We start from the raw sequence: 21,989 nt of genomic DNA, 5'->3' as shown, positions 1-21,989 counted from the left end.
AAATTAAATGGCTGTAAAAGTTGCTATAAATGGTTTTGGACGCATAGGCAGATGTGTTGCAAGAATCATCTTAGAAAGAAATGATATTGAGCTTGTGGCGATAAATGATACTACGGATATTGAACTTACAAAATACCTTTTTAAATACGATACAGTACATGGTGAATTTAAAGGCAGTGTTGATAGCGAAGGTGATGATTTAGTAGTAAATGGTAAAAAAATCAAAGTATTTAAAAGTCGCAATGTAAAAGATCTTGACTTTGCAAAACACGGCGCACAAATTGTTTTAGAGTGCACAGGGGCGCATTTAACTATGGCAAAATGTCAAGAATTTATAGATATGGGAGTGCAAAAAGTTATCATGAGTGCTCCTGCAAAAGATGATACACCTACTTATGTTTTAGGAGTAAATTCAGAACTTTACAAGGGTGAAAGCATTATTTCTAATGCAAGTTGTACAACAAATTGTTTAGGTCCTGTTTGTCGTGTTTTACAAGATAGTTTTGGCATCGAAAAAGGACTTATGATAACAATACATGCTTATACAAATGGACAAAGTATTATTGATGCTAAAGCTAAAGATAAACGCCGTTCTCGTGCTGCAGCACAAAATATCATTCCAACTTCTACAGGTGCAGCAAAAGCTATGAAACTTGTTATGCCTGAGCTTAATGGCAAGCTTCACGGACAAAGTATGCGTGTGCCAGTGATTGATGTATCAAGCGTGGATTTAACCGCACAACTAAGCCGTAAAGTTAGCAAAGATGAAATCAATGAAGCTTTCAGAAAAGCTGCAACTACAAATTTAAAAGGCATTTTAATGGTGGATGATGATGAAAGAGTTTCAAGTGATTTTATCACTTGTTCTTATGGAGCAATTGTGGCAAGTGATTTAACTCAAGTGATTGCGGATGATTTTATCAAGGTAATTGCTTGGTATGATAATGAATGGGGCTATTCAAGTCGTCTAGTAGATATGGCAGTATATATTGCAAATAAGGCTTAATCATGAGTGATATTATTTCTATAAAAGATATTGATTTAGCTAAGAAAAAAGTTTTTATAAGATGTGATTTTAATGTTCCTCAAGATGATTTTTTAAACATCACTGATGATAGACGCATAAGATCAGCTATTCCTACGATAAGATATTGTTTGGATAATGGTTGCAGTGTGATTTTAGCCTCTCATTTAGGGCGTCCAAAAGAAATTAGTTCCAAGTATTCTTTAGAACCTGTGGCTAAGCGTCTTGCTAGACTTTTAGATAAAGAAATTATTATGGCAAAAGATGTTATCGGCGAAGATGCAAAAACCAAAGCTATGAATTTAAAAGCAGGTGAAATTTTACTTCTTGAAAATTTGCGTTTTGAAAAAGGCGAAACTAAAAATGATGAAAATTTAGCCAAAGAACTTGCTTCTATGGTTCAAGTTTATATCAATGATGCTTTTGGAGTATGCCATAGAGCACATTCTAGCGTGGAGGCTATTACTAATTTTTTTGATGAAAAACACAAAGGCGCAGGATTTTTACTCCAAAAAGAAATTGATTTTGCAAGCAATCTTATCAAACATCCAGCACGTCCTTTTGTTGCTGTTGTTGGAGGTTCAAAGGTAAGTGGAAAACTTCAAGCATTGACAAATTTATTACCAAAGGTAGATAAATTAATCATAGGCGGAGGTATGGCATTTACTTTTTTAAAAGCCTTAGGTTATGATATAGGAAATTCACTTTTAGAAGAAGAGCTTTTAGAAGAAGCTAATAAAATTCTTACTAAAGGTAAAAATTTAGGAGTAAAAATTTATCTTCCAGTAGATGTTGTAGCCGCTCCTGCGTGTTCACAAGATGCACCGATGAAATTTGTTCCAGCGCAAGAAATTCCAAATGGTTGGATGGGTTTAGATATAGGACCTGCAAGCGTGAGACTTTTTAAAGAGGTGATTTCTGATGCGCAAACGATTTGGTGGAATGGACCTATGGGTGTTTTTGAAATTGATAAATTTTCAAAAGGTAGCATTAAAATGAGTCATTATATCAGCGAAGGACATGCAACTTCTGTTGTTGGAGGCGGTGATACGGCTGATGTGGTTGCGCGTGCAGGTGATGCAGATGAAATGACTTTTATTTCCACTGGAGGTGGTGCTTCTCTTGAACTTATAGAAGGTAAAGAACTTCCAGGCGTAAAAGCTTTAAGATCTAAGGAAAATGAATGATCTTTGCTGCAAATTTAAAATGCAATCACACAAGAGCAAGTTTTAAAATTTATGCTGAAATTTTAAATAAAACTATGAGAGCAAAATGTGATGATATTATCGTTTTCCCACCTAGTGTAGCATTTTTAGAAAATGAAAATAACTTCATACAAGGAGCGCAAAATTTTTATCCTTGCGTTAATGGTGCTTTTACAGGCGAGCTTGGAAAAGAGCATTTGGACGAATTTGGGATCAAATGTGTTTTAATCGGGCATTCTGAAAGAAGAGCTTTAGGAGATGAAGAATTTATTAAGGCTAAATTTGATTTTGCTAAAGAGCATGGCTATAAAATTGTTTTTTGTATAGGTGAAAATTTAGATACAAAAAATTCAGGCAAGACTTTAGAGTTTTTAAAAAAACAACTTGAAATTATTGATTTAAATTATGAAAAACTCATTATTGCTTATGAACCTATTTATTCTATAGGAACGGGAGTGAGTGCACAAAGTACAGATATCGCTAAAGTGCTTGAATTTTTAGCGAGTTTAACCAAGGTACCTTTGCTTTATGGTGGAAGTGTGAATGAAAATAATATCAAAGAAATTTTAAGTGTAAAATATTGTGGCGGAGTTTTGATAGGCTCTGCAGCTTTAAAAGTAGAAAATTTTATAAAATTAATCAAAGGATAAAAGATGATTATGAAGGGTAAAAAAGGCCTTATTGTAGGGGTTGCAAATAATAAATCTATTGCTTATGGCATAGCAAAAGCATGTTTTGATCAAGGAGCCCAGCTTGCTTTTACTTTTTTAAATGATGCTTTAAAAAAACGCGTAGAACCTATAGCACAAGAGTTTAATTCTAATTTTGTTTATGAGCTTGATGTAAATAATAATGAGCATTTAGATTCTATCGCTGAAAAAATCAAAAAAGATTTAGGCGAGATTGATTTTGTAGTGCATGCGGTTGCTTTTGCTCCAAAAGAAGCTTTAGAAAATTCTTTTTTAGAAACTTCAAAAGAAGCTTTTGATATAGCTATGCAAACTTCTGTGTATTCTTTACTTTCTTTAACGCGTGCGGTTTTACCTATTTTAAAAGACAAGGGTTCGATTTTGACTTTAAGTTATCTTGGTGGGGTTAAATATGTACCTCATTATAATGTTATGGGTGTAGCAAAAGCTGCACTTGAAAGTTCTGTGCGTTATTTAGCAAGAGATCTAGGAGTAAAAGGAATCCGTGTTAATGCTATTTCAGCAGGTCCTATTAAAACTTTAGCAGCAAGTGGAATAGGGGATTTTAGAATGATTTTAAAATACAATGAAATCAATTCTCCTTTAAAACGCAATGTTAGCATAGAAGATGTAGGAAATTCGGCTATGTATTTACTTAGTGATTTGGCAAATGGTGTTACAGGTGAAATACATTATGTTGATGCAGGATATAACATCATGGGTATGGGCGATGTTGAAAAAAATGAAGAAGGGCAAACTGTTCTTTGTTGGGATAATCAAAAAGGATAAAAAATGGCAAAGCTTAGCAATGAAGAATTAAAAAATATACTTGAAGATCGCATTAAAAAACTTGAGAATTCTACTTTAAAAGAGGATAAGGTTATCAATGAAGAAAGTGTAAAAATTCTTGCTAGGCATTTATCTTTAGGTAATGAAATTCCAGCTCTTGCTCAAAGATTTTTTCAAATCGCACCTAAAACAAAGTTAGTATGGCTTCATCTTTGTGAATGTACAGGGTGTAGCGAGAGTTTGTTGCGTTCTGAGTTGCCAAGTTTTGATGAGCTTATTTTTGATTTTTTTTCTTTAGAATATCATGAAACTTTAATGGCGGCAAATGGCACTAAGGCTGAAGAGCTTTTAGAGTATGTTTTAGAAGAAGATTTTATTTTAGCGGTTGAAGGTGGTGTTGCAGCCATTGATACCTTTTTTCTTACTATAGGAGCGCAAGGAGAGAGTGGCTATGAAATTTTAGAAAAACTAGCCGCTAAAGCCAAGGCTATCTTTGCAGTGGGTACTTGTTCAAGTTATGGTGGTATTCAGGCTGCTTATCCAAATCCTAGTAAAACTTGTGGTATTAGCGAAGTTTTAAGTCAGAAAGTGGTAAATATTCCAGGTTGTCCTCCAAGTGATATAAATATCATTGCGACTTTAAGTTTTTTTGCTTTATTTGGAGTTTTGCCTGAACTTGATGAGCAAAATCGTCCTGTGTGGGCTTATGGTAAATGTTTGCATGATATGTGTGAAAGAAAGGCGAAATTTGAAAGTGGGATTTTTGCTGAACATTTTGACGATGAAGCTGCAAAGAATGGAGCTTGTTTATTTAAGATAGGTTGTAAAGGACCTTATACTTACAACAACTGTCCTAAAGTGAAATTTAATGCTAAAACTTCTTGGCCAGTGGCTGCAGGACATGGTTGTATAGCCTGTAGTGAGAAAAATTTTTGGGATGAGTTTGGGAATTATGAAAAACCTATGGCAAATATTTTTTCTTACGCTAAACTTTGCAATGAAGAGTTAAAACAAGAATTTTTTCTAGAAGAGCAAATTAAAATTTTAGAACAAATAGGTTTTGAATTTGAAAGCAATATAAAACTTATTTTACAAAATATAGCTAAAAATAAATTAGGTGCTTCGCTTGTAGAAAATTATAAAAAATCCTTTGAGAAAAACTATGCTTTTATAGAACAAAATTTTGATGAAATTCCTATGCCTTCAAAAGATTTTTGGAAATATCTTGAGATGAGTTTTATTTTGGTTAAAGGCGCATTTTTAAAAGATAAGAATGATTTTTTAATTGCGGCAAAAAATTATGCTTTTAAACATGCAAGTCCTTATGATTTTAAGTTAAATATGAATGCCGAAAAACCAAAGCTTGATGTGAGTAAATCTTTTCGTATGACTTTAATCTATCTTTGCGGTGGGCTTGATTTTGAAGGTATTGCTTATAGTATTTTAAAAGCTTTTGAAGATAATATTACTAAAATTTCATCATTAAAAGCAAGTTAATTTAATAAAATTTTAGCAATATGAAGCCCTATAAAAGCTACTATATAAGCACTTGTGCAGGTAAAAAGAAAGAGAAAGAGAGTGTATTTTAGCTTTCCACTTTCTTTTGAAAAAACTATAGTTGCTGCAAAGCAGGGATTATAAATCATTACAAATAAAATAAAAGCCACTGCACTTGGTATAGGTATATTTTTAGTGATAATTCCTTTTAAATCATTATTTGTTTCATCTACATCTTTTCCTAGTGAATAAAGTACTCCCATAGTTGAAATCATCACTTCTTTAGCGGCCAAACCACTGATTAAAGATACGCTTAATTTCCAATCTAACTCAAGGGGTTTAAAAATAGGTTCTATGCCTTTGCCAAATTGTCCTAAATAACTTTGTTCTATAGCTCTTTCTTGAGCATTAAAATCATTTAAATTTTCTTCACTTTTTGGAAAATTGCTAGCAAACCATATGAGCAAAGAGGCCAAAAGTATGAAAGTTCCTGCTTTTTTAAGATACATTTTGGCTTTATTATAAACCATAAACCAAACTAAATGCCAATTTGGCATACGATATTTTGGCATTTCCATAACAAAAGGTTCATCAAGTCCACGAAATGCTGTCATTCTTAAAAATTTTGCAGCACAAAGTCCTAAAATCGCACCTAAAATATAAATTCCAAAAAGATAATTTCCTGCTTTTTCACTTGGAAAAAAAGCACCGATAAAAAGCACATATACAGGAAGTCTTGCCCCACAACTCATAAAATTGATCACAAAAAGAGTTAAAAGCCTATCTCTTTTGTTCTTAAGAGTGCGTGTAGCCATAAAAGCAGGTACCGAACAACCAAAGCCAGTGATTAGTGGAATAAAACTTTTACCATGCAAACCAAATTTATGTAAAATCCCATCAAGTAAAAAAGCTACTCTTGACATATAGCCTGTGGTTTCTAAAAGAGCTATGCCTAAAAATAAAATCATTATATTAGGCAAAAAAAGTATCACAGCACCAACACCTGCGATAATCCCATCAGCCAAAGCTGAAGCGATGAAGGTATTAGAAATATTGTTTTTAACAAATTCACCTAAGGCATTAAAGCCTGATTCTATATAATCCATAGGAATTTGTCCTAAACTAAAGGTGAGTTGAAATAAAAGCCACATTAAAAATAAAAATATAGGTAAGCCAAAGAATTTATGGATAAGTAAGGCATCGATTTTTTTGGTTAAATTTCTTTCTTCTTTTTTGTGCGTGATAATTTTTTTTGAAAGTTCATTAATAAAATATAATAAATCTTCTTTCTCTGGACTTTTTTCACAAAGTGGAGTATAAAATTGAGATCTTGGAATAAATTTACTTTCAAATAAAATAATAATTTTTTGCAGCAAAAGTTCTAAATTTTCTTTTGTTTTTGCTGAAATTTCAACAACTTGACTTTGAAATTCTTGGCTTAAAACAGAAGTGTCAAGCTCTATACCTTCTTTTTTGGCTTCATCGCACATATTTAAAGCCAAAAGCATTTTTTTATTAAGGCTTAAAAGTTCTGCACTAAGGATAAGATTGCGTTCTAAATTGGTGGCATCTAAAACATTAACAATAACATCATAGTCATTTTGATTTAAAAAATGACGTGTGATTTTTTCTTCTTCGCTATATCCATCTAAAGAATAAGTTCCTGGTAAATCAATGACTTCAAATTCATAGTTTTTGTAAAAAGTTTTTGCACTTGCTTTTTCTATAGTAACTCCGCTAAAATTTCCTACTTTCATATTAGCTTTGCAAAGCGCATTAATAAGAAGACTTTTGCCTACATTAGGCTGACCTACAAGGGCTATTTTGATTTTTTTCATATAAGATTCACTTCTATGGTTTTAGCTTCATCAGATCTTAGGATAACACAACTTGTATCAAGTTCTACCATTATGGTGGCATTTTTTAAAGAGGAGTGAATTTTTTTCAAGTTTTTATTTTTAATAAATCCAAAGCTTAAAAGTCTATTTTTGAGTTCTTTGTGAGCGTTTAAATTGACAATAATAGCTTTTTGTCCATCTTTTAACTCGTTTAAAGTCATTGTAATTCCTAAATTAATAATAAATATTATAATAAAAAAGTGTAATGAAATTATCCTTCTTGTAAAAAGAAGGATAAATATTTAAAAAGAAAAGTGGTTTAAATTTTCTAGATTGATGATTTGATCTAGAATTTTGTTAGCTTTAGTATTATCAAGGTAAATTTGTGCATTGGCTAAAAATTTAGCTTTTAATTCTTCAAAACTTAGTGGATTATCAAAATTACCTTTATTGATAAAAACATCTTTTTGGATTATGCGTCCATCTTGCAAACTGGCTTCTAAATGCCCTGGAAAATATTTTGGAAAGCCTTGAGATTTCCTTTTTTCGTAACTGATTTTTTTAGCAAATTCTAGTACTTCTTCACGCTTTAAATTTTTATAAGATTCAAGAGTGATTTTACTATCAAAGAATCCTAGAGCCATTAAAAAAGGCATAGAAAATTTGGCCTCATAAGCACTGTTTGGAGTGTATTTTGCTTCTAAAGGATCACAAATAAAAGAAATAGGAACTTCATCTACAAAACAACGAATGCTTTTGATTTCATCTGCTTGTAAGCCATCATTTTTTAAAGCTATGGCACAATCAATAAGACCATGAGCAAAGTGACAACTTGGATAAGGTTTTATCGAAACTTGCATACTTTGCCAAATTTCACCCAAGCCTTTATCAAGTTCTGTTTTATCACATTCTTGTTCTATACCAAAACATTTAAAGATATTATCTCTACCTTCAAAAATACTCAAAGGTCCACTCATGTTATTTTTAGCAAAGTTAGCGACTAAAATTCCATTTTTAATAGCATTTGCTATATGCAAGACTTTTGAATTAGAACCATTAGATAAGAACTCATTAATTCCGCTTGCAAAACTTCCAGCAAGTCCTAAAGCATTGATGATTTGTTCTTTGTTAAGATCTAGCAAGATTGCACTTGCACTTACGCTTCCAAAAATTCCTGCAATAGCAGTGGTATGAAAACCACGCTTGTGGAAAGTTCCTTTGCTTGCAATGCCTACTCTAGCAGCAACTTCCCAGCCAACAATAAAAGCTTTTATAATTTTTTTAGCATCTTTACTGATATGAAAACCATAACTTAAACAAAGAGGAGTTAAAATCGCACTTGCATGCAAAATCGCTTCTGTATGTGTATCATCAAAATCAAGTGCATGGGAAGCAATACCATTTAGCATGGCTGCATAAATAGGATCTAGTTTTTTATCATTTACCCATACAGGGGTATTTTTTTCTGTGCTTAAATTTTCAAAAGCTTTAAAGGCGTTTAAAACGCATTCTTCCTTGCTTGCTGCTATAGCCGTTCCAAGGCTATCAAGCATAAGCTCTTTAGCTCTTTGAACGACTGCATCAGGGATATTTTCATACTGAAGATTGAAAATAAAATCCGCCAAAATTTCGCTATACAACATCGTTTTTCCTATTGTAAAATAGCATGATTTTGAATTTTTTCTAAAAATTCATCTACTAGTTTAGGTGCATATCCTACATAGGTTGTTGCATCAAGTAAAGCATCGATATCTTTTTCTTTTAAAACTTGAGATACTCTTGTATCCGCAAGCAATACTTCTTTGAAAGTTTTTTGCTGTTCAATGCCTAGCATAGCATTTTCATAAACAATTTCATGGGCGTGTTGCTTACCATAATGATCGCTTAGTGCAAACATAACGCGTTCTGCTAGTACAAAGCCTTTAAGAGTGTCAAGATTTTTAAGCATTTTATCTTTTTTAACTTCTAAGTCACTAAGAGCAAATTTCATATTTGCTAAAACCACAGAAAGCATTAAAAACATTTCAGGTAAAAGTTTCCATTCCATTTTCCAAACTTGTCCATCTCTTTCATGCTCATGTCTTTCTATGTCGCTCAAAATGGCTAAATTTGCTTTAAAGGCATTGCTTACGGTTACAGCATTTTCACTTACTGCAGGATTTCTTTTGTGTGGCATAGTGCTAGAACCTACTTGTCCTTTGCCAAAAGGTTCTGCTACCTCATCGATTTCATTGTGTGAGAGTATGAGTAATTGATGAGCGATTTTGTTAAAAGTTGCATTGATATTGCCTAGTACAAAACCAAGCTCTATAAAACGATCGCGTGCAGGCTGCCAAGAGATATTAGGTACTTCAAGTCCTAAATTTTCTAAAGTCAGTTTTTCTACTTCATTACATTCATCACTTAAGCTAGCCTTGGTTCCAACAGCTCCTACTATGCTGCCTACATAAAGTCTTTTTTCAAGTTCAAGTATTCTTTCAAAATGACGATCAAGCTCGCTAAGCCAGATGGCTACCTTATGCCCAAAGGTAATCGGTAAAGCTTGTAAAGCAAGAGTTCTTCCCATCATAGCAGTATTTTTGTGTGTTTTAGCAAGTTTTGCTAAGGCTTTTGCGATAGCTTTTAATTCGCTTTTTACAAGAGTCATAGCTTCTTTAAATTGCAAAACAAGTCCTGTGTCAATGATATCTTGAGTGGTTACCCCAAAATGTACATATTCGCCTAGATTATTATCGCAAGCTTTTTCTAATCCCCTAACAGTAGGAACTAAAGGATGTTTGGTTTTTTTAAATTCATTAAAAATAAAATCCATATCCATAAATTTATAATAAGCTTTTTTTGCAATTTCATCTGCTGCTTCTTGGGGGATGATATTAAGTTTTGCTTGTGCTTTTGCTAATGCTGCTTCAACATCAAGCCATTTTTGTACGCGATTTTCTTCACAAAAAACAGCACGCATATCTTGCGTGCTCCATGAATCTGCTAATAATTTATGATCAAATACGCTAATTCCAGTCATTTTATTTCCTTATTTTTTAATACTATCAAAAGCCTTAGCTAAATCAGCAATCAAGTCTTTAGTATCTTCAAGTCCTATATGAAATCTTACAAATGGACCTCTTTTGCTCCAGTCTGTTGCAGTTCTTGGTGGAGTAGTTACAGTTGCTAAACTTTCATAGCCACCCCAGCTAGCACCTATAGAAAAATATTCTAACTCATCTACAAATTTAATAGCATCTTCTTTACTATAACCCTCTGCAAATTCGATAGTAACCATACCGTTAGCACCTTTATGATCGCGCATAAAAATTTCATGGTTTAGATGGGTTTTGAGTTTTGGATAGAAAATAGTTTTAATTTCTTTTCTTGTTTGTAAAAACTCTACGATTTCATCTGCACTTTTTTCATGAGCTTTCATTCTTACATCTAAAGTTCTCATACCACGAAGAACTAAATAAGCATCATCAGGGCTTGTTGTAAAGCCTAAAGCTTCTGGAAGTTTGTCAAAATTTTTCCATTCTTTTTCGTTGATTACTACTATACCCATGGTTACATCAGAGTGTCCGCTAAGATATTTTGTAGCGGCGATAACTGAAATATCCACTCCAAGTTCTAAAGGATTTAGAAAATATCCACTAGAATAAGTATTGTCAATAGCTACAGGGATATTATGCGCATGGGCAATTTTGCAAAGTTTTGGTAAATCTATGATTTCATAAAGTATAGAACCTGGACTTTCACATAGGATAAGCTTGGTATTAGGTTTGATTTTTTCTTCTACATCACTTGCATCAGCTTTTAAAAAATCAATTTCAATACCCATTTTTTCTAAAAATAATTCGCAAATCGTTCTTACAGGACCATAAATTGCATCGGTGATTAAAAAATGCGCATCTTTGCTTGCATAGTTTAAAAGCACCATAGCTAATGCTGCAAGTCCTGTTGGGAAAAGTTGTGCTCTATAACCACCCTCTAGAGTGCAAATAAGTTTTTCAAGTTCAAAATTGGTTGTTGTTCCTCTAGCCCCATAGCTTAAAACACGATCTGTTTTTCTTAATTCTCTGTATTTTTGCCAAGTTGCGTGATCTTTAAAAAGTATGGTTGATGCACGCATAAGTGTAGGATTGACTGATCTTACTTCAGCGCCTTGATCGCCTCTGCCACAATGAATAAGTTTAGTTTTTGAGTTCATTTTTTCTCCTTTTTAAAGATAGATATAAGTCATAATAACATTTACAATAGCCGCTACAAGCATAGGAATAGCTGTTCTTTTAACCACGGCAAAAGGACTTACTTTTGCAATAGCTGAGATAGCTAAAATCGCTGGTGCAATAGGACTAACACATCTTCCAAAGCCTGTCATAATTTGAATTGGTGCTATCATGGTGATAGTTTCAACTCCAAAGTGTTTTGCTATATTTGGGATAAGTGGAGCAAAGCTAAAAAATGCCGCATTTCCTGAACCCATTAAGAAAGCACAAACTGCAAGCAAGATTGAAACGGCGATAATAATAGCCAAAACTCCAAATCCTGCATTTTTGCAAAATTCTATTAAAGTATCTACAAAACCTACAGATAAAAGACCGCTTGCAAATACTTGACCACAAACGATGAGTGAAACTGTGATAACAAATAAATGTCCCATTCCTTTAAAGAAAATCATAATAGAATTAAGAGTTTCTACTATACTTTTATAGCGTATCATTTCAAAAATAATAGCCACAAAAGTTGAAATCACCATTGCTACTGGAACATTCATTTTAATGGCAGTACTAGCAGCTGCTTTAACTTCTTGGGCACTACTTATTCCCATTAAAACCAAGATGCTATCAAGCACGGAACTAAATCCTAGGATTAAAACCAAAGGAATTATAGGTAAAATCGCATAAATTCTAGGAGGCTTTTTAAGTTCTTTTTCTTTGCCTTCATTTTCATTTAGTTCTTTTTCAATTTCTTGTGCATTGAAGACAAAATTATCTTTTTTGTCAAAAAATTTATTGCAAAGATATATCGCAATACCTACAGCTATAATGATAGGCAAGGTTGTAGGGAGTTGATAATGAAAAAAATAAATTGCAGGATCAACTTCAGCTACTTTTGACGCCATGATCACATTTCCACTTCCAGGTCCATGATCGATATATTGACAAATCGCAATCACACTTAAGGCAGAAAGTTTTGAAACACCAGAGCGTACAAGTATAGGATACATAGTAACCATAAGTAAAAGTGCCAAGCCTGCGTGAGAAGGGATGAAAAGAACTAAAAGTTGCACGATAAAATAAGCAACTATGAGTAAAACATAAGGAGATTTTACGGCTTTTAAAGGTTTTTCAAAAACTTTAAAAAGTGCATAAGAAGCCCCTACATGATCCATATAAGCAGAAAAACCTGCTATAGTCATAAGTGTAAGTCCAAGTCCTGCTAATGTACTTGACATGGTTTGATTAAAAACTTGAAAAATATCAAAAAAACCTAAATTTAAAGAACCTTTAGCGACAATGTGTGGAGAAAGTCCAAAAATAGCAGCTAAGGAAAGTAAAAGTAAACCACTTAAAAGCAATGCCATGTGAGCATTGATTTTTTTATAAAGCATAAAAACAAGTAAAAAAACACTAAATAAAGAAAAAACAATACCTAGCATGTTTTATCCTTTTTGAGCGATGATCTCTATCTCTACTTTAGCTTTTTTTGGCAGATCTTTTACTGCAAAAGCACTTCTTGCTGGATAAGGAGCTTTAAAAAATTCAGCATAAATTTCATTGAATGCTACAAAATCATTAATATCAGCTAAAAAGCAAGTGGTTTTAATCACTTTATCATAACTGATACCATTTTCTTCTAAGATAGCACCGATATTTTTTAAAGATTGTTTGGTTTGTTCTTTGATATCAGAGCTTTCTATTTCTCCTGAAGCAGGGTTGATAGGAAGTTGTCCTGATATAAATAAAAGTCCATTTGCTTCCCTATAAGCTGAGTATGGACCAATGGCCTTTGGATAGTTTGACATGAATTCTCCTTTGTTAAATATAGATTAAACAGAATGCATTTTATCACTACAATAATAATTTGTCAATAGTTTATTATCATAATAATAAAATTTTATTTTTAAGAAATGTTTTAAAGTATAAAGAGTAGAATTTAATATTATATTAATTTTTTATTGAAGGCAGTTTTATGGATGAGGGACAAAAACAACAATTTATAAAGTTGACATATTTTTTAGGAGAAGTTTTAGGTGAGCAATATGAGATAGTTTTTCATGTAATTACTGAAGATGGGGCCTATATTGCAGCAATTGCTAACAGTCACATTAGTGGAAGAAGTTTAGATTCTCCCTTGACTGCTTTTGCAAGTGAGCTTATGCAAAATAAAAAATATTTAGAAAAAGATTTTTTATGTGATTATAAGGCTCTTGTTAGAAAATCAAAATTAATTAGAGGGTCTACTTTTTTTATTAAAAATCATGACAAATTAGTAGGTATTTTGTGTATCAATCATGATACTAGCATTATGAGAGATTTAATATGCAAGATGATTGATTTAGAAAAAATTGGAGATATGGGTGATATTTTAGGAAATATTAGTTTTTCTCAAAATGATTCAAGCATAGAAACATTAAGTCACTCGATAGAGGATATTTTAGTTCAAAGTGTAGATTCTAGTTATTTAAATTCTGATTATCAATTAAGCATTGCTCAAAAAGAAGAAATTGCTGAAAAGCTATATGAAAAAGGTATTTTTAATATAAAAGGAGCGGTTCCTATCGTAGCAAAATTTTTAAAAATTTCAGAACCTAGTGTTTATAGGTATCTGAAGAAATTTAAAAAATAACTAAAATTTTTTGATAAATTTTAGTATTTTTAGGCTCATTTTCTTTAAAAAATTATTTTTAGATTTTTTGAGTAAAAATTCTGCCACATCTTTGCGTCCAAACATAATAGCAAAGGTATAAGGTGTCATTCCTAAACCATTGTTTTCGTCAATATTTGCTCCATATTTAACTAAAAGTTCACACATAGGTAAGTATCCTTTAAAACAAACTCCCGCTAATGGGGTTTGTCCACGATCGTTTTTTTCATCTACTTTTGCACCTTTTTCTAAAAGCATTTTAGCGCTTTCATAAGAATTATTATAAGCTGCAAGCATAAGCAAGCTATCGCCTTTATGAGTTTTTAAATTTACATTTAAACCTGCTTCTATCATGATTTTAAGATTTTCATATTCATTATTTCTTGCAAAATTAAAAGCCATTTTACAAAGCTCTTCAAATCTTTTTTCTTCTTCTAAACTAAGAGTTGTCATTGTTTTTCCTTAATTATTATAATCTTTAGTTTGCCACCAAAAGTGGCAAGTAAAAATTATTTTTCTAAAGCTTTTTTAATTCCTTTTGCATAATCAGGTGAAATTTTTTCAAAATGTTTTAAAGCTCTAGTGATAATTTTTTCATCAACTCCCTCCATAGAAGTGGCGATATTATGAAAAAGTTGAGTTTTTTGATCATCATTCATAAGATTAAATAAAGCTCTTGGTTGAGTATAAAAGTCATTATCTAGTGGAGCATATCTTTGTGCTACGCCTTCTAAGACTAAATCAGGTTCAAGATAGCTTTTGTCTTCTTTTGGGCTATTATCATAGCTGTTTGGTTCATAATAAGCAGCATCATTTTTATAACTATCAAAATTCATAGCACCAGCGACATTGTAAGTATTCACTTCGCTTTTTGCACGATTTACTGGTAAAAGATGATAATTAGTTCCTATTCTATATCTTTGTGCATCAGGATATGAAAAAATTCTAGCTTGCAACATTTTATCAGGGCTAAAGCCAATTCCAGGAACGATATTGCTTGGACTAAAGGCAGCTTGTTCAACTTCATTAAAATAATTTTGAGGATTTTTGTTTAGAATCATTTCGCCTATATCCATCAAAGGCACAAGACTATGAGGCCAAATTTTTGTTAAATCAAAAGGATTAAATCCAAGTTTTTCTATATCTTTTTCAGCAAGAATTTGAACTTGAACTTTCCATTTTGGAAAATCTTTATTTTCTATAGCATTATAGAGATCTCTTTGATGACTTTCTCTATCTTTTGCTATAAGCTCGGCAGCTTCTTGGTTGGTAAGATTTTTAATCCCTTGTTGGGTTTTAAAATGGAATTTCACCCAAAATCTTTCATTTTTATCATTAATAAAACTATAAGTATGGCTTCCAAATCCATGCATATGACGATAACTTGCAGGAATTCCTCTATCGCTCATAAGAATGGTTACTTGATGTAAACTTTCAGGACATAAACTCCAAAAATCCCAAGCAGCATTATTACTTCTTAGATGAGTTCTTGGATCTCTTTTTTGAGTATGAATGAAATCAGGAAATTTATACGCATCACGGATAAAAAAAGTTGGAGTATTATTTCCTACTAAATCCCAGTTTCCTTCTTTGGTGTAAAATTTAATGGCAAATCCACGTACATCACGCTCAGCATCTGCTGCACCTGCTTCACCTGCAACAGTAGAAAAGCGTAGGAAAAGAGGAGTTATTTCTCCTTTTTGAAATATTTTTGCCTTAGTATAAGCAGATAAATCAGCGGTGATTTTTATTTCTCCATAAGCCCCACTTCCCTTGGCATGAACGGTTCTTTCTGGAATTCTTTCTCTATTTTGATGAGCAAGTTTTTCAAGCAAAAGATAATCTTGCATAAGCAAAGGTCCTTTTGCGCCTGCACTTAATGAATTTTGGTTATCGGCTATAATGTTTCCAAAATCGTTAGTCAATTTTTTCATTGTTTTCTCCTAAAATAATAAATTTTATCAATTAGTAAATTATATCTATTAAAAATTAAAATTAACTGAATAATTGCATTTTATTGATAATAAATTTCAAAATAAATTTAGTTTTTTTATATTATAATAATAATTATCAAAATATATTTTAAAAATCACAAAGGAGAATTTATGTCAGTTTTGGTTATTGGTGCAGATGAAATCACTCCTATTAGAGCTGTTTTACATGATTTAGGTGCTAAAAAAATAGAACACTGGGATGCGCGTAATGAAAATAGAGTTAATCGCAAGCCAATTCCTTGTGATACAGAATGTATAGTAATGTTAACAAGCTTTTTAAATCATAATACTATGAAAAAAATCAAAAATGAAGCTAAAAAGCGTAAAATTCCATTAGTTTGTGCAAAAAGAAGTGTAAGTTGTGTGTATTGTGAATATTGTAAAATTTTTAATCTTAATAAAGAATTTTCTTGCTATAAAGGTTAAAGATGTTATTTGGATTTGATGATAAGCAAGAATTTATACCGCAAATTTATCGCTATTTAAACAATCAAGAGCTTATGTTGACTTTTTTAACTCAATATAATGCGAGCGTTGATAGCGATCTAAAAATTCCTCTTTTATATGCAAAAAATACCAAGAGTTTAAAAATGATATTTGAAAATTTTTTACATGATATAATGCATGTTTCATTTGGTAAGATTCAAAATATAAATATCAAGCTTAATGCATACGCTTTTTGCTTTCAAAAAAGAAAAAGCTTGATTTTTAATACTAAAATATCTAAGAATGTCGATTTTTTAAGACTTTTAAGAATTTATCTTTATGGCATTTGTTTTGATGCGCAAATTTTATTTAGCTCTTATGTTTATGATAAGGTTTCTTTTCAAAATAATGAAAAAAATATAGATCAAGATGGTGATCTTATTATAATAGATAAGAAATTTGCAATTTTACCACTTTGCAAAGAGATTAATACACATAATTTAAAAATTGAAAATGAAATTCATGGATTATTGAATTTAATAAAAGAAAACAATTTTGAAAAATTTTATATTGTTTGTCCGCGTAACAAAAATTTCACACATTTTATTGAAATAAAACATTTTTTGTGTGATTTAAACAAAACTATGTTAAAATTAGTTCCGTATAAAATATCAAATCAAATTATAAGGAGAAAATAATGTCAGTAGCAGTAATCTATGGTAGTGCTATGGGAAATACAGAAGGAGCGGCTAATACAATTGCTTCAAAACTTGGAATTAGCGATGTTTTTAATATCTCAGATATTGATGCGGCTAAAATGAATTCTTACGATAAATTAATTTGTGGAACTTCAACTTGGGGAAGTGGTGATTTACAAGATGATTGGGATGGTTTTGATTTTTCAGGGCTTAGTCTCGGTGGAAAAACCGTAGCTGTATTTGGTATGGGTGATAGTGAAAGTTATTCTGATACTTTTTGTGGTGGCATGGGTAAATTAGCTCAAAATTTAAAAGATGCAGGCGCAAATTTGGTAGGAGAAGTTTCAACTGATGGTTATACATTTGAAGCAAGTGATGCGGTTGTAGATGGTAAATTTGTTGGACTTGCTCTTGACAATGATAATCAAGAGGATCAAACTGAATCAAGAATTGATGCTTGGATAGAACAAATCAAACCTTATTTTACTTAATAATTCTTAAAATCAAGAGTTTTTATACTCTTGATTGTCTTTTCTTAAAAATAAAAAAAACTCACTATTTGATTTATAATTTTATTTTCTAAAGATAATTGACAGCGTTCTTTATTTCCAAGATAAGCTGTTCTTGCAAGAAGACTTGTTTTTTGAGAATTGTGATTTTCAGAGTTGATTTGTAAATTAACTTGCATAGTATAGTAGTTTTCTACCATCCATTCTCCATCACTTTCCAAAGGATCAAAATCATAAAAAAATCTTGCTGAAGTTGTGATTTTTTGAGCATAAGAATGCTTTTTCATATCTACAAGATTGATTAAAATTTCATAATCTGCATTCTCTTTTACTTCTTTTAAGCCTAAATTTTTAAGTTTTAAAGCCAAATCTCTATCCAAAGTAGTTCGAAGTTGGCTAGGATTTTGAAAGGAAATTTTAAAACTTTGTTGTTTTTGTGATCTGATAAAAATGCCTTCATTGCTTGTTTGAATAAAGCTTTGTATGAAAGTTGCATTGGTGCAAGCACTCATAAAGAGTGCTATAAAAAAGCTTAAAATTAAAGTAATTTTAGACATTAGGTTTATTTAATAATAGTTGGAGTAGCGCTAAGACCTAATGAGCGATATTTTTCATATAAGGAAAAAACTTCTTTTAATTCTGCATCACTTACTTTTGGATAATTTTTGATATTTGCATCATAGTATTTGTTTAAAATTGCGATTTTTTCTTTATCATTTTTTGCTTTTTTTGCTTCCTTGTAGATTAGAGCGGATTTTTCAAAAGCAGATTTTCCATGTACTGGAGTTAAAATATAATTAACTTGATAGTTTTTAAGTTCATCATCAATTTGAGCTAAATGTTCTCTACAATAAGGGCATTCAGGATCTGAAAAAACATAAATTGCAGGTTTATTTTTATCTCCCAAAGCTATTACCATGGTTTCTTTTTGTGCTACAGCTTTAGCATTTTTTGTAAAATTTTCTCTTGCTTCTTGAAATTTTTTCATTTCATATTCTTGAGCATAAGAAATTCCCGTTTTCAAGTCGATAAGATCAGGGGTAATAAGACTATCTTTTGTAAAAAGAATGTTTTCTTGTTTTTGTCCATTTAATTCAACGCTTACAATAACACTTTCAAAACCCGTATTACCAACCTTTTGACGATTTGATACACTAACGGTAGCATTTGGAAATTGTGCTTTAATGCTTTTTGAATAAAAATCACTAATTTCTGAATTACTTGCAGCAAACAAAGATGCTGAACAGGCAAGAATTAAACTTAATTTTTTCATAGTTTATAAATCCTTTAAATAAATTATGTTTAATTCTATAATGATTTTCTAAATGTTTGTTAAAAATCTTTTTTCAGCTTCTTTGCTTACTTGAGGAAATTTGTCTAAGTATTCTAAATAAGCAATAGCATATTTTCTTGAAAGATTAAAATATTCTTTCATACTTTGCACATCAAGACTTTGATTTTTTAATAAATTTAAACATTCTTGCATAAGTTTTTCAAGAGCTTGTTTTTCTATAAAAAGATTGTGTGAAAGTCTTACAACCAAGCCTTTTTGGGTAAGTTTTTTGAGTATATTATCCCCGCTTTTTCTATCAAGTTCTAAAAAATCATAAAGATTATAAGGAGCTTCGGGTTTAATACCTTGTTTTTTTAAAATTTCATACATTTGGTTATTGTTTTTTTCTCGAAGTTTTTCAAAATCTATGCCTTTTTTAAAATAAATTCCATTTTGAAAATCCAATAAATTTGACATTTCTTTAAGTCCGAGTTCGCAAAAATTTTCACTTGCCCAAGTAATCCTTAAAGCTAAAGAATGTGCTGAAAGCATGGCATAAGGATTTTTTTCAAGTATGAATTTGATGAAATTTTTAATTTCTTCTAGACTTTGTAAATGATATACATTAAGATTTTTTTCATCAACAAATACTTGATTTAATTCTTTTGCTAATTTCAATGCTTTTTGATGAGAAAGTTTAAATCTCTGATAACTTGAAAGCAAGCCAAAGCCGTATTTGTGTGCGTCTTTTAAGAAAGAAAAAGCCGCTTTAAAATCTTTATTTTTCAAAAACATTAAAAATTTATTTTTTTGTTCTTTTTTTAAAGGTTCGCTTAAAGGATTTAAAACCTTACCACCGCCTATAACACGATTGTTTTGTAATAAAATAAAAGCCTCATCAAAACTTAAAAATACATTTTTATCAAAACTAAAATGCACAAAAAATTCATCATTTTCTAGTTTTTTTAATATATTTATTTTGCATTCTATTTGTCTTGAACCCACGCAAAAAATCATTTTGCTATTTTGTAAATTTTTTGCTTTAACTAAAGCATCGCATTCTTTAAAGGCTTTAAAATAACCTTTTTTACTTAGTAAATAACCTTTTTTCAACTCTTTATAATCACAATTTAAACTTAAAGCCACACGATTGCAAGCTTTGATTTGCTCTAGATTGGTATCGTGATTTTGTATATTTTTAACAATGAGTTCTTTTTGAGTGTCTAAACAGATGATTTTTTCATTTAAAGTGATACTTCCTTCATTCAAGCTGCCTGTAACGACAGTTCCTATACCTTTTAGAGAAAAAACTCTATCGATATAATAATGAAAAATCAGTTCTTCATCATTTTCTTTGTTTTCTATGGTATAAAGATAATTTTTTAATTCTTCTATGCCTTGATTATTTTTTATACTGGTATGAAATACTTTTAAAATGGGATAATCTAAATTTTTTAACTCTTCTAAAATTTCTACACTTTTTTGCTCTATATTTTCACAAAGATCGCATTTGCTAAGTACTAAAATGATATTTTTAATATCAAGAATTTTTAAAATTTCTAAATGTTCTAAACTTTGTTCTTTTAAACCCTCGTTAATATCTACGACAAATAAACAAACACTAAAGCCAAAAGCTCCACTTACCATAGTTTTAACCAAATCTTTATGTCCTGGAACATCGATAAAAGAAATGTTTTTATCTTTTAATTTAAGATTTGAAAAACTTAAATTAATGGTGATTTGTCTTTCTTGTTCTTCTTTTAAACTATCGCCTTCAAAACCATTTAAAGCTTTAATGAGTGAAGTTTTTCCATGATCAATATGTCCTGCGGTTCCTATAATAACAGATTTCATAAGTTTTCCATTTGATTAATTGTAAGAATAAGTTTTTGAAGTTCATTTTCTCGTATAGTTCTAAAATCAAGAACAAATTCATCATTTTCAATGCGTCCTATGATATTTTCTTTTCTAAATCGAGTTTGTAGTTTTAAAGCATCTCCTTGAAAAGTTAGTATATAAGTATCTAAACTTTTATCAGGCATAGAACCTCCTCCTACTAAACTTTTGCTTTTTTTGAGTTGGGTTTGAAATTTTAATTCTTTTTGCACTCTTAAAGCTTTTTCTTCTATAAAGGATAAGTCATCATTTAAAAGTTTTAAGGTAATAATTTTTTCATAATCTTTTTGTAAATAAGCTTTTAAGCTTTCATTTAAAAAAGATAGGGTTAATTTATCCACTCTTAGCATTCTTAAAAGTTGATTTTGTTTAAGTTTTTCTATGAGTTCTTTTTTTCCAAGTATAATGCCTGCTTGCACACTACCAAAAAGTTTATCTCCACTAAAACTTAAAATATCACATTCTTGTACGAGTTTTTTGATTTTAGGTTCATTTTTAATCAGCTTTTCATTTAAATTTTCACACCAGCCAGAACCTAGATCATAATAACTCAAAAGCCCTTTTTCTTTTGCTAGTTCATGTAGATCTTTTATATTTGCTTCACTATAAAAACCCATAAGAGCGAAATTAGACTTGTGGGTTTTTAAAATTAGAGCGGTATTTTCACTGATAGCTTGTTCATAGTCTTTTAAGTGTGTTTTGTTGCTAGTTCCAACTTCGCAAAGCTTTACACCTGCAGCTTTTATCACTTCAGGCACACGAAAACTTCCGCCAATTTCTATAAGTTCTCCTCTTGAGCTTATGACTTCCTTATCATAACAAAGAGAATTAAGCACTAAAAAAACTGCTGCAGCGTTGTTATTGACTACTAAAGCATCTTCGCATTCAAAAAGCATTTTAAGTTTTTCCAATACCAAAGCATAGCGAGAGCCTCTTTTTCCATTTTCTAAATCAAACTCTACATTAGAATAATTACAAATGATATCTTTACACGCTTCATAAAGTTCTTCATGGATTACACTTCTGCCAAGGTTTGTGTGTATAACCACTCCGCTTGCATTAATCACACTTTGTAAATCTTTGCGGTAAAAAGTTTTGATTTCTTTTTTGATTTCTAAAAGTAGTTTATCTTTAGAAATTTCATCTTGGGAAAAATTTTCTTTTAGTTTTGCGACAACTTTTTTACAAAAAAATGCTTTGATATAAAAAGGATAGGATTTTAAACTCTCATCTTCAATAAGAGTGTTAATCTGTGGAAAAGTTCTAAATTTGTTCATCTTAAGCCTTAAGAAAATATTT

The 21,989-nt window shown here is 30.9% G+C and carries 22 protein-coding genes; 9 read left to right on the top strand and 13 right to left on the bottom strand.

Annotation, left to right across the window (positions count from 1 at the left end; all coding sequences use genetic code 11):
- The first annotated feature begins 7 nt into the window (after positions 1-7).
- Genes gap through FBF10_RS02180 form a run of 5 tightly spaced genes read left to right on the top strand, consistent with a single transcriptional unit; the run spans position 8 to position 5,204 of the window.
- Positions 8-1,006, top strand: coding sequence for a type I glyceraldehyde-3-phosphate dehydrogenase (gene gap / locus FBF10_RS02200; protein WP_020247110.1), 999 nt, complete (start codon positions 8-10; stop codon positions 1,004-1,006).
- Between the two features lie 2 nt (positions 1,007-1,008).
- Positions 1,009-2,211 (top strand): phosphoglycerate kinase, encoded by a 1,203-nt coding sequence (locus FBF10_RS02195; RefSeq protein WP_002875244.1) that lies wholly within the window; start codon positions 1,009-1,011, stop codon positions 2,209-2,211.
- On the top strand, positions 2,208-2,879 hold the full coding sequence (locus tag FBF10_RS02190; protein ID WP_002887959.1) for a triose-phosphate isomerase: 672 nt from the start codon (positions 2,208-2,210) through the stop codon (positions 2,877-2,879). Before FBF10_RS02195 ends, FBF10_RS02190 begins: the two co-directional genes overlap by 4 nt.
- 3 nt (positions 2,880-2,882) lie before the next feature.
- Positions 2,883-3,707: an enoyl-ACP reductase FabI gene (gene fabI / locus FBF10_RS02185; RefSeq protein ID WP_002887956.1), complete on the top strand. Its 825-nt coding sequence runs from the start codon at positions 2,883-2,885 to the stop codon at positions 3,705-3,707.
- Between the two features lie 3 nt (positions 3,708-3,710).
- Complete coding sequence (locus FBF10_RS02180; protein ID WP_002887951.1) at positions 3,711-5,204, top strand: hydrogenase small subunit; 1,494 nt, start codon at positions 3,711-3,713, stop codon at positions 5,202-5,204.
- Here the strand turns inward: FBF10_RS02180 and feoB are convergent.
- From feoB to FBF10_RS02145, 7 genes are all read right to left on the bottom strand, one after another.
- On the bottom strand, positions 5,201-7,042 hold the full coding sequence (gene feoB / locus FBF10_RS02175) for a ferrous iron transport protein B (RefSeq protein ID WP_002887948.1): 1,842 nt from the start codon (positions 7,040-7,042) through the stop codon (positions 5,201-5,203). The two genes, FBF10_RS02180 and feoB, sit on opposite strands and share 4 nt — an antisense overlap.
- The gene (locus FBF10_RS02170) at positions 7,039-7,263 is read right to left on the bottom strand and encodes a ferrous iron transport protein A (protein WP_002779147.1); all 225 of its coding nucleotides are present in this window, start codon (positions 7,261-7,263) and stop codon (positions 7,039-7,041) included. The genes feoB and FBF10_RS02170 overlap by 4 nt, the downstream gene beginning before the upstream one ends.
- Positions 7,264-7,344: 81 nt before the next feature.
- Positions 7,345-8,685 carry an MmgE/PrpD family protein gene (locus FBF10_RS02165; protein ID WP_002887947.1) on the bottom strand — a complete coding sequence of 447 codons (1,341 nt, stop codon included), beginning with the start codon at positions 8,683-8,685 and terminating at the stop codon, positions 7,345-7,347.
- A gap of 8 nt (positions 8,686-8,693) precedes the next feature.
- Positions 8,694-10,061 (bottom strand): adenylosuccinate lyase, encoded by a 1,368-nt coding sequence (gene purB / locus FBF10_RS02160; RefSeq protein WP_002887946.1) that lies wholly within the window; start codon positions 10,059-10,061, stop codon positions 8,694-8,696.
- 9 nt (positions 10,062-10,070) lie between these two features.
- Positions 10,071-11,234 (bottom strand): PLP-dependent aspartate aminotransferase family protein, encoded by a 1,164-nt coding sequence (locus FBF10_RS02155; RefSeq protein ID WP_002887944.1) that lies wholly within the window; start codon positions 11,232-11,234, stop codon positions 10,071-10,073.
- A gap of 12 nt (positions 11,235-11,246) precedes the next feature.
- The gene (gene dcuC / locus FBF10_RS02150) at positions 11,247-12,686 is read right to left on the bottom strand and encodes a C4-dicarboxylate transporter DcuC (protein ID WP_002887942.1); all 1,440 of its coding nucleotides are present in this window, start codon (positions 12,684-12,686) and stop codon (positions 11,247-11,249) included.
- Between the two features lie 3 nt (positions 12,687-12,689).
- A complete protein-coding gene (locus tag FBF10_RS02145) occupies positions 12,690-13,052 on the bottom strand; it encodes a RidA family protein (protein WP_002779137.1) in 363 nt (120 codons plus the stop codon).
- A gap of 167 nt (positions 13,053-13,219) precedes the next feature.
- On the opposite strand from FBF10_RS02145, the gene FBF10_RS02140 reads away from it, so the two are divergent.
- On the top strand, positions 13,220-13,876 hold the full coding sequence (locus FBF10_RS02140) for a transcriptional regulator (RefSeq protein WP_165433891.1): 657 nt from the start codon (positions 13,220-13,222) through the stop codon (positions 13,874-13,876).
- On the opposite strand, the gene FBF10_RS02135 is transcribed toward FBF10_RS02140, so the two are convergent.
- Together FBF10_RS02135 and FBF10_RS02130 are read right to left on the bottom strand one after the other, a co-directional pair.
- Positions 13,877-14,347 carry a Cj1386 family hemin-binding protein gene (locus tag FBF10_RS02135; RefSeq protein ID WP_002855628.1) on the bottom strand — a complete coding sequence of 157 codons (471 nt, stop codon included), beginning with the start codon at positions 14,345-14,347 and terminating at the stop codon, positions 13,877-13,879.
- 56 nt (positions 14,348-14,403) lie between these two features.
- The gene (locus FBF10_RS02130) at positions 14,404-15,828 is read right to left on the bottom strand and encodes a catalase (RefSeq protein WP_020247106.1); all 1,425 of its coding nucleotides are present in this window, start codon (positions 15,826-15,828) and stop codon (positions 14,404-14,406) included.
- A gap of 171 nt (positions 15,829-15,999) precedes the next feature.
- Here FBF10_RS02130 and FBF10_RS02125 point away from each other — a divergent pair, with 171 nt between their 5' ends.
- The 3 genes from FBF10_RS02125 to fldA are packed head-to-tail and all read left to right on the top strand — an operon-like array spanning position 16,000 to position 17,503.
- A complete protein-coding gene (locus FBF10_RS02125) occupies positions 16,000-16,314 on the top strand; it encodes a DUF2325 domain-containing protein (RefSeq protein WP_002855637.1) in 315 nt (104 codons plus the stop codon).
- Between the two features lie 2 nt (positions 16,315-16,316).
- The gene (locus tag FBF10_RS02120; RefSeq protein ID WP_165433890.1) at positions 16,317-17,012 is read left to right on the top strand and encodes a hypothetical protein; all 696 of its coding nucleotides are present in this window, start codon (positions 16,317-16,319) and stop codon (positions 17,010-17,012) included.
- Positions 17,012-17,503, top strand: coding sequence for a flavodoxin FldA (gene fldA / locus FBF10_RS02115; protein ID WP_165433889.1), 492 nt, complete (start codon positions 17,012-17,014; stop codon positions 17,501-17,503). The genes FBF10_RS02120 and fldA overlap by 1 nt, the downstream gene beginning before the upstream one ends.
- Before the next feature lie 44 nt (positions 17,504-17,547).
- On the opposite strand, the gene FBF10_RS02110 is transcribed toward fldA, so the two are convergent.
- Genes FBF10_RS02110 through selA form a run of 4 tightly spaced genes read right to left on the bottom strand, consistent with a single transcriptional unit; the run spans position 17,548 to position 21,967 of the window.
- The gene (locus FBF10_RS02110; RefSeq protein ID WP_002887937.1) at positions 17,548-18,078 is read right to left on the bottom strand and encodes a hypothetical protein; all 531 of its coding nucleotides are present in this window, start codon (positions 18,076-18,078) and stop codon (positions 17,548-17,550) included.
- A gap of 5 nt (positions 18,079-18,083) precedes the next feature.
- A complete protein-coding gene (locus FBF10_RS02105; protein WP_002855861.1) occupies positions 18,084-18,794 on the bottom strand; it encodes a DsbA family protein in 711 nt (236 codons plus the stop codon).
- 48 nt (positions 18,795-18,842) lie between these two features.
- Positions 18,843-20,648 (bottom strand): selenocysteine-specific translation elongation factor, encoded by a 1,806-nt coding sequence (selB, locus tag FBF10_RS02100; protein ID WP_002887934.1) that lies wholly within the window; start codon positions 20,646-20,648, stop codon positions 18,843-18,845.
- Positions 20,645-21,967 carry an L-seryl-tRNA(Sec) selenium transferase gene (gene selA / locus FBF10_RS02095; protein WP_020247104.1) on the bottom strand — a complete coding sequence of 441 codons (1,323 nt, stop codon included), beginning with the start codon at positions 21,965-21,967 and terminating at the stop codon, positions 20,645-20,647. The genes selB and selA overlap by 4 nt, the downstream gene beginning before the upstream one ends.
- Between the last annotated feature and the right edge of the window lie 22 nt (positions 21,968-21,989).

This window comes from Campylobacter sp. CFSAN093249 (assembly GCF_011067895.1).
Classification (GTDB): domain Bacteria; phylum Campylobacterota; class Campylobacteria; order Campylobacterales; family Campylobacteraceae; genus Campylobacter_D; species Campylobacter_D jejuni.
The sequence above is the reverse complement of the archived record's forward strand: the minus strand, read 5'-3'. Positions and strand labels throughout refer to the sequence as shown.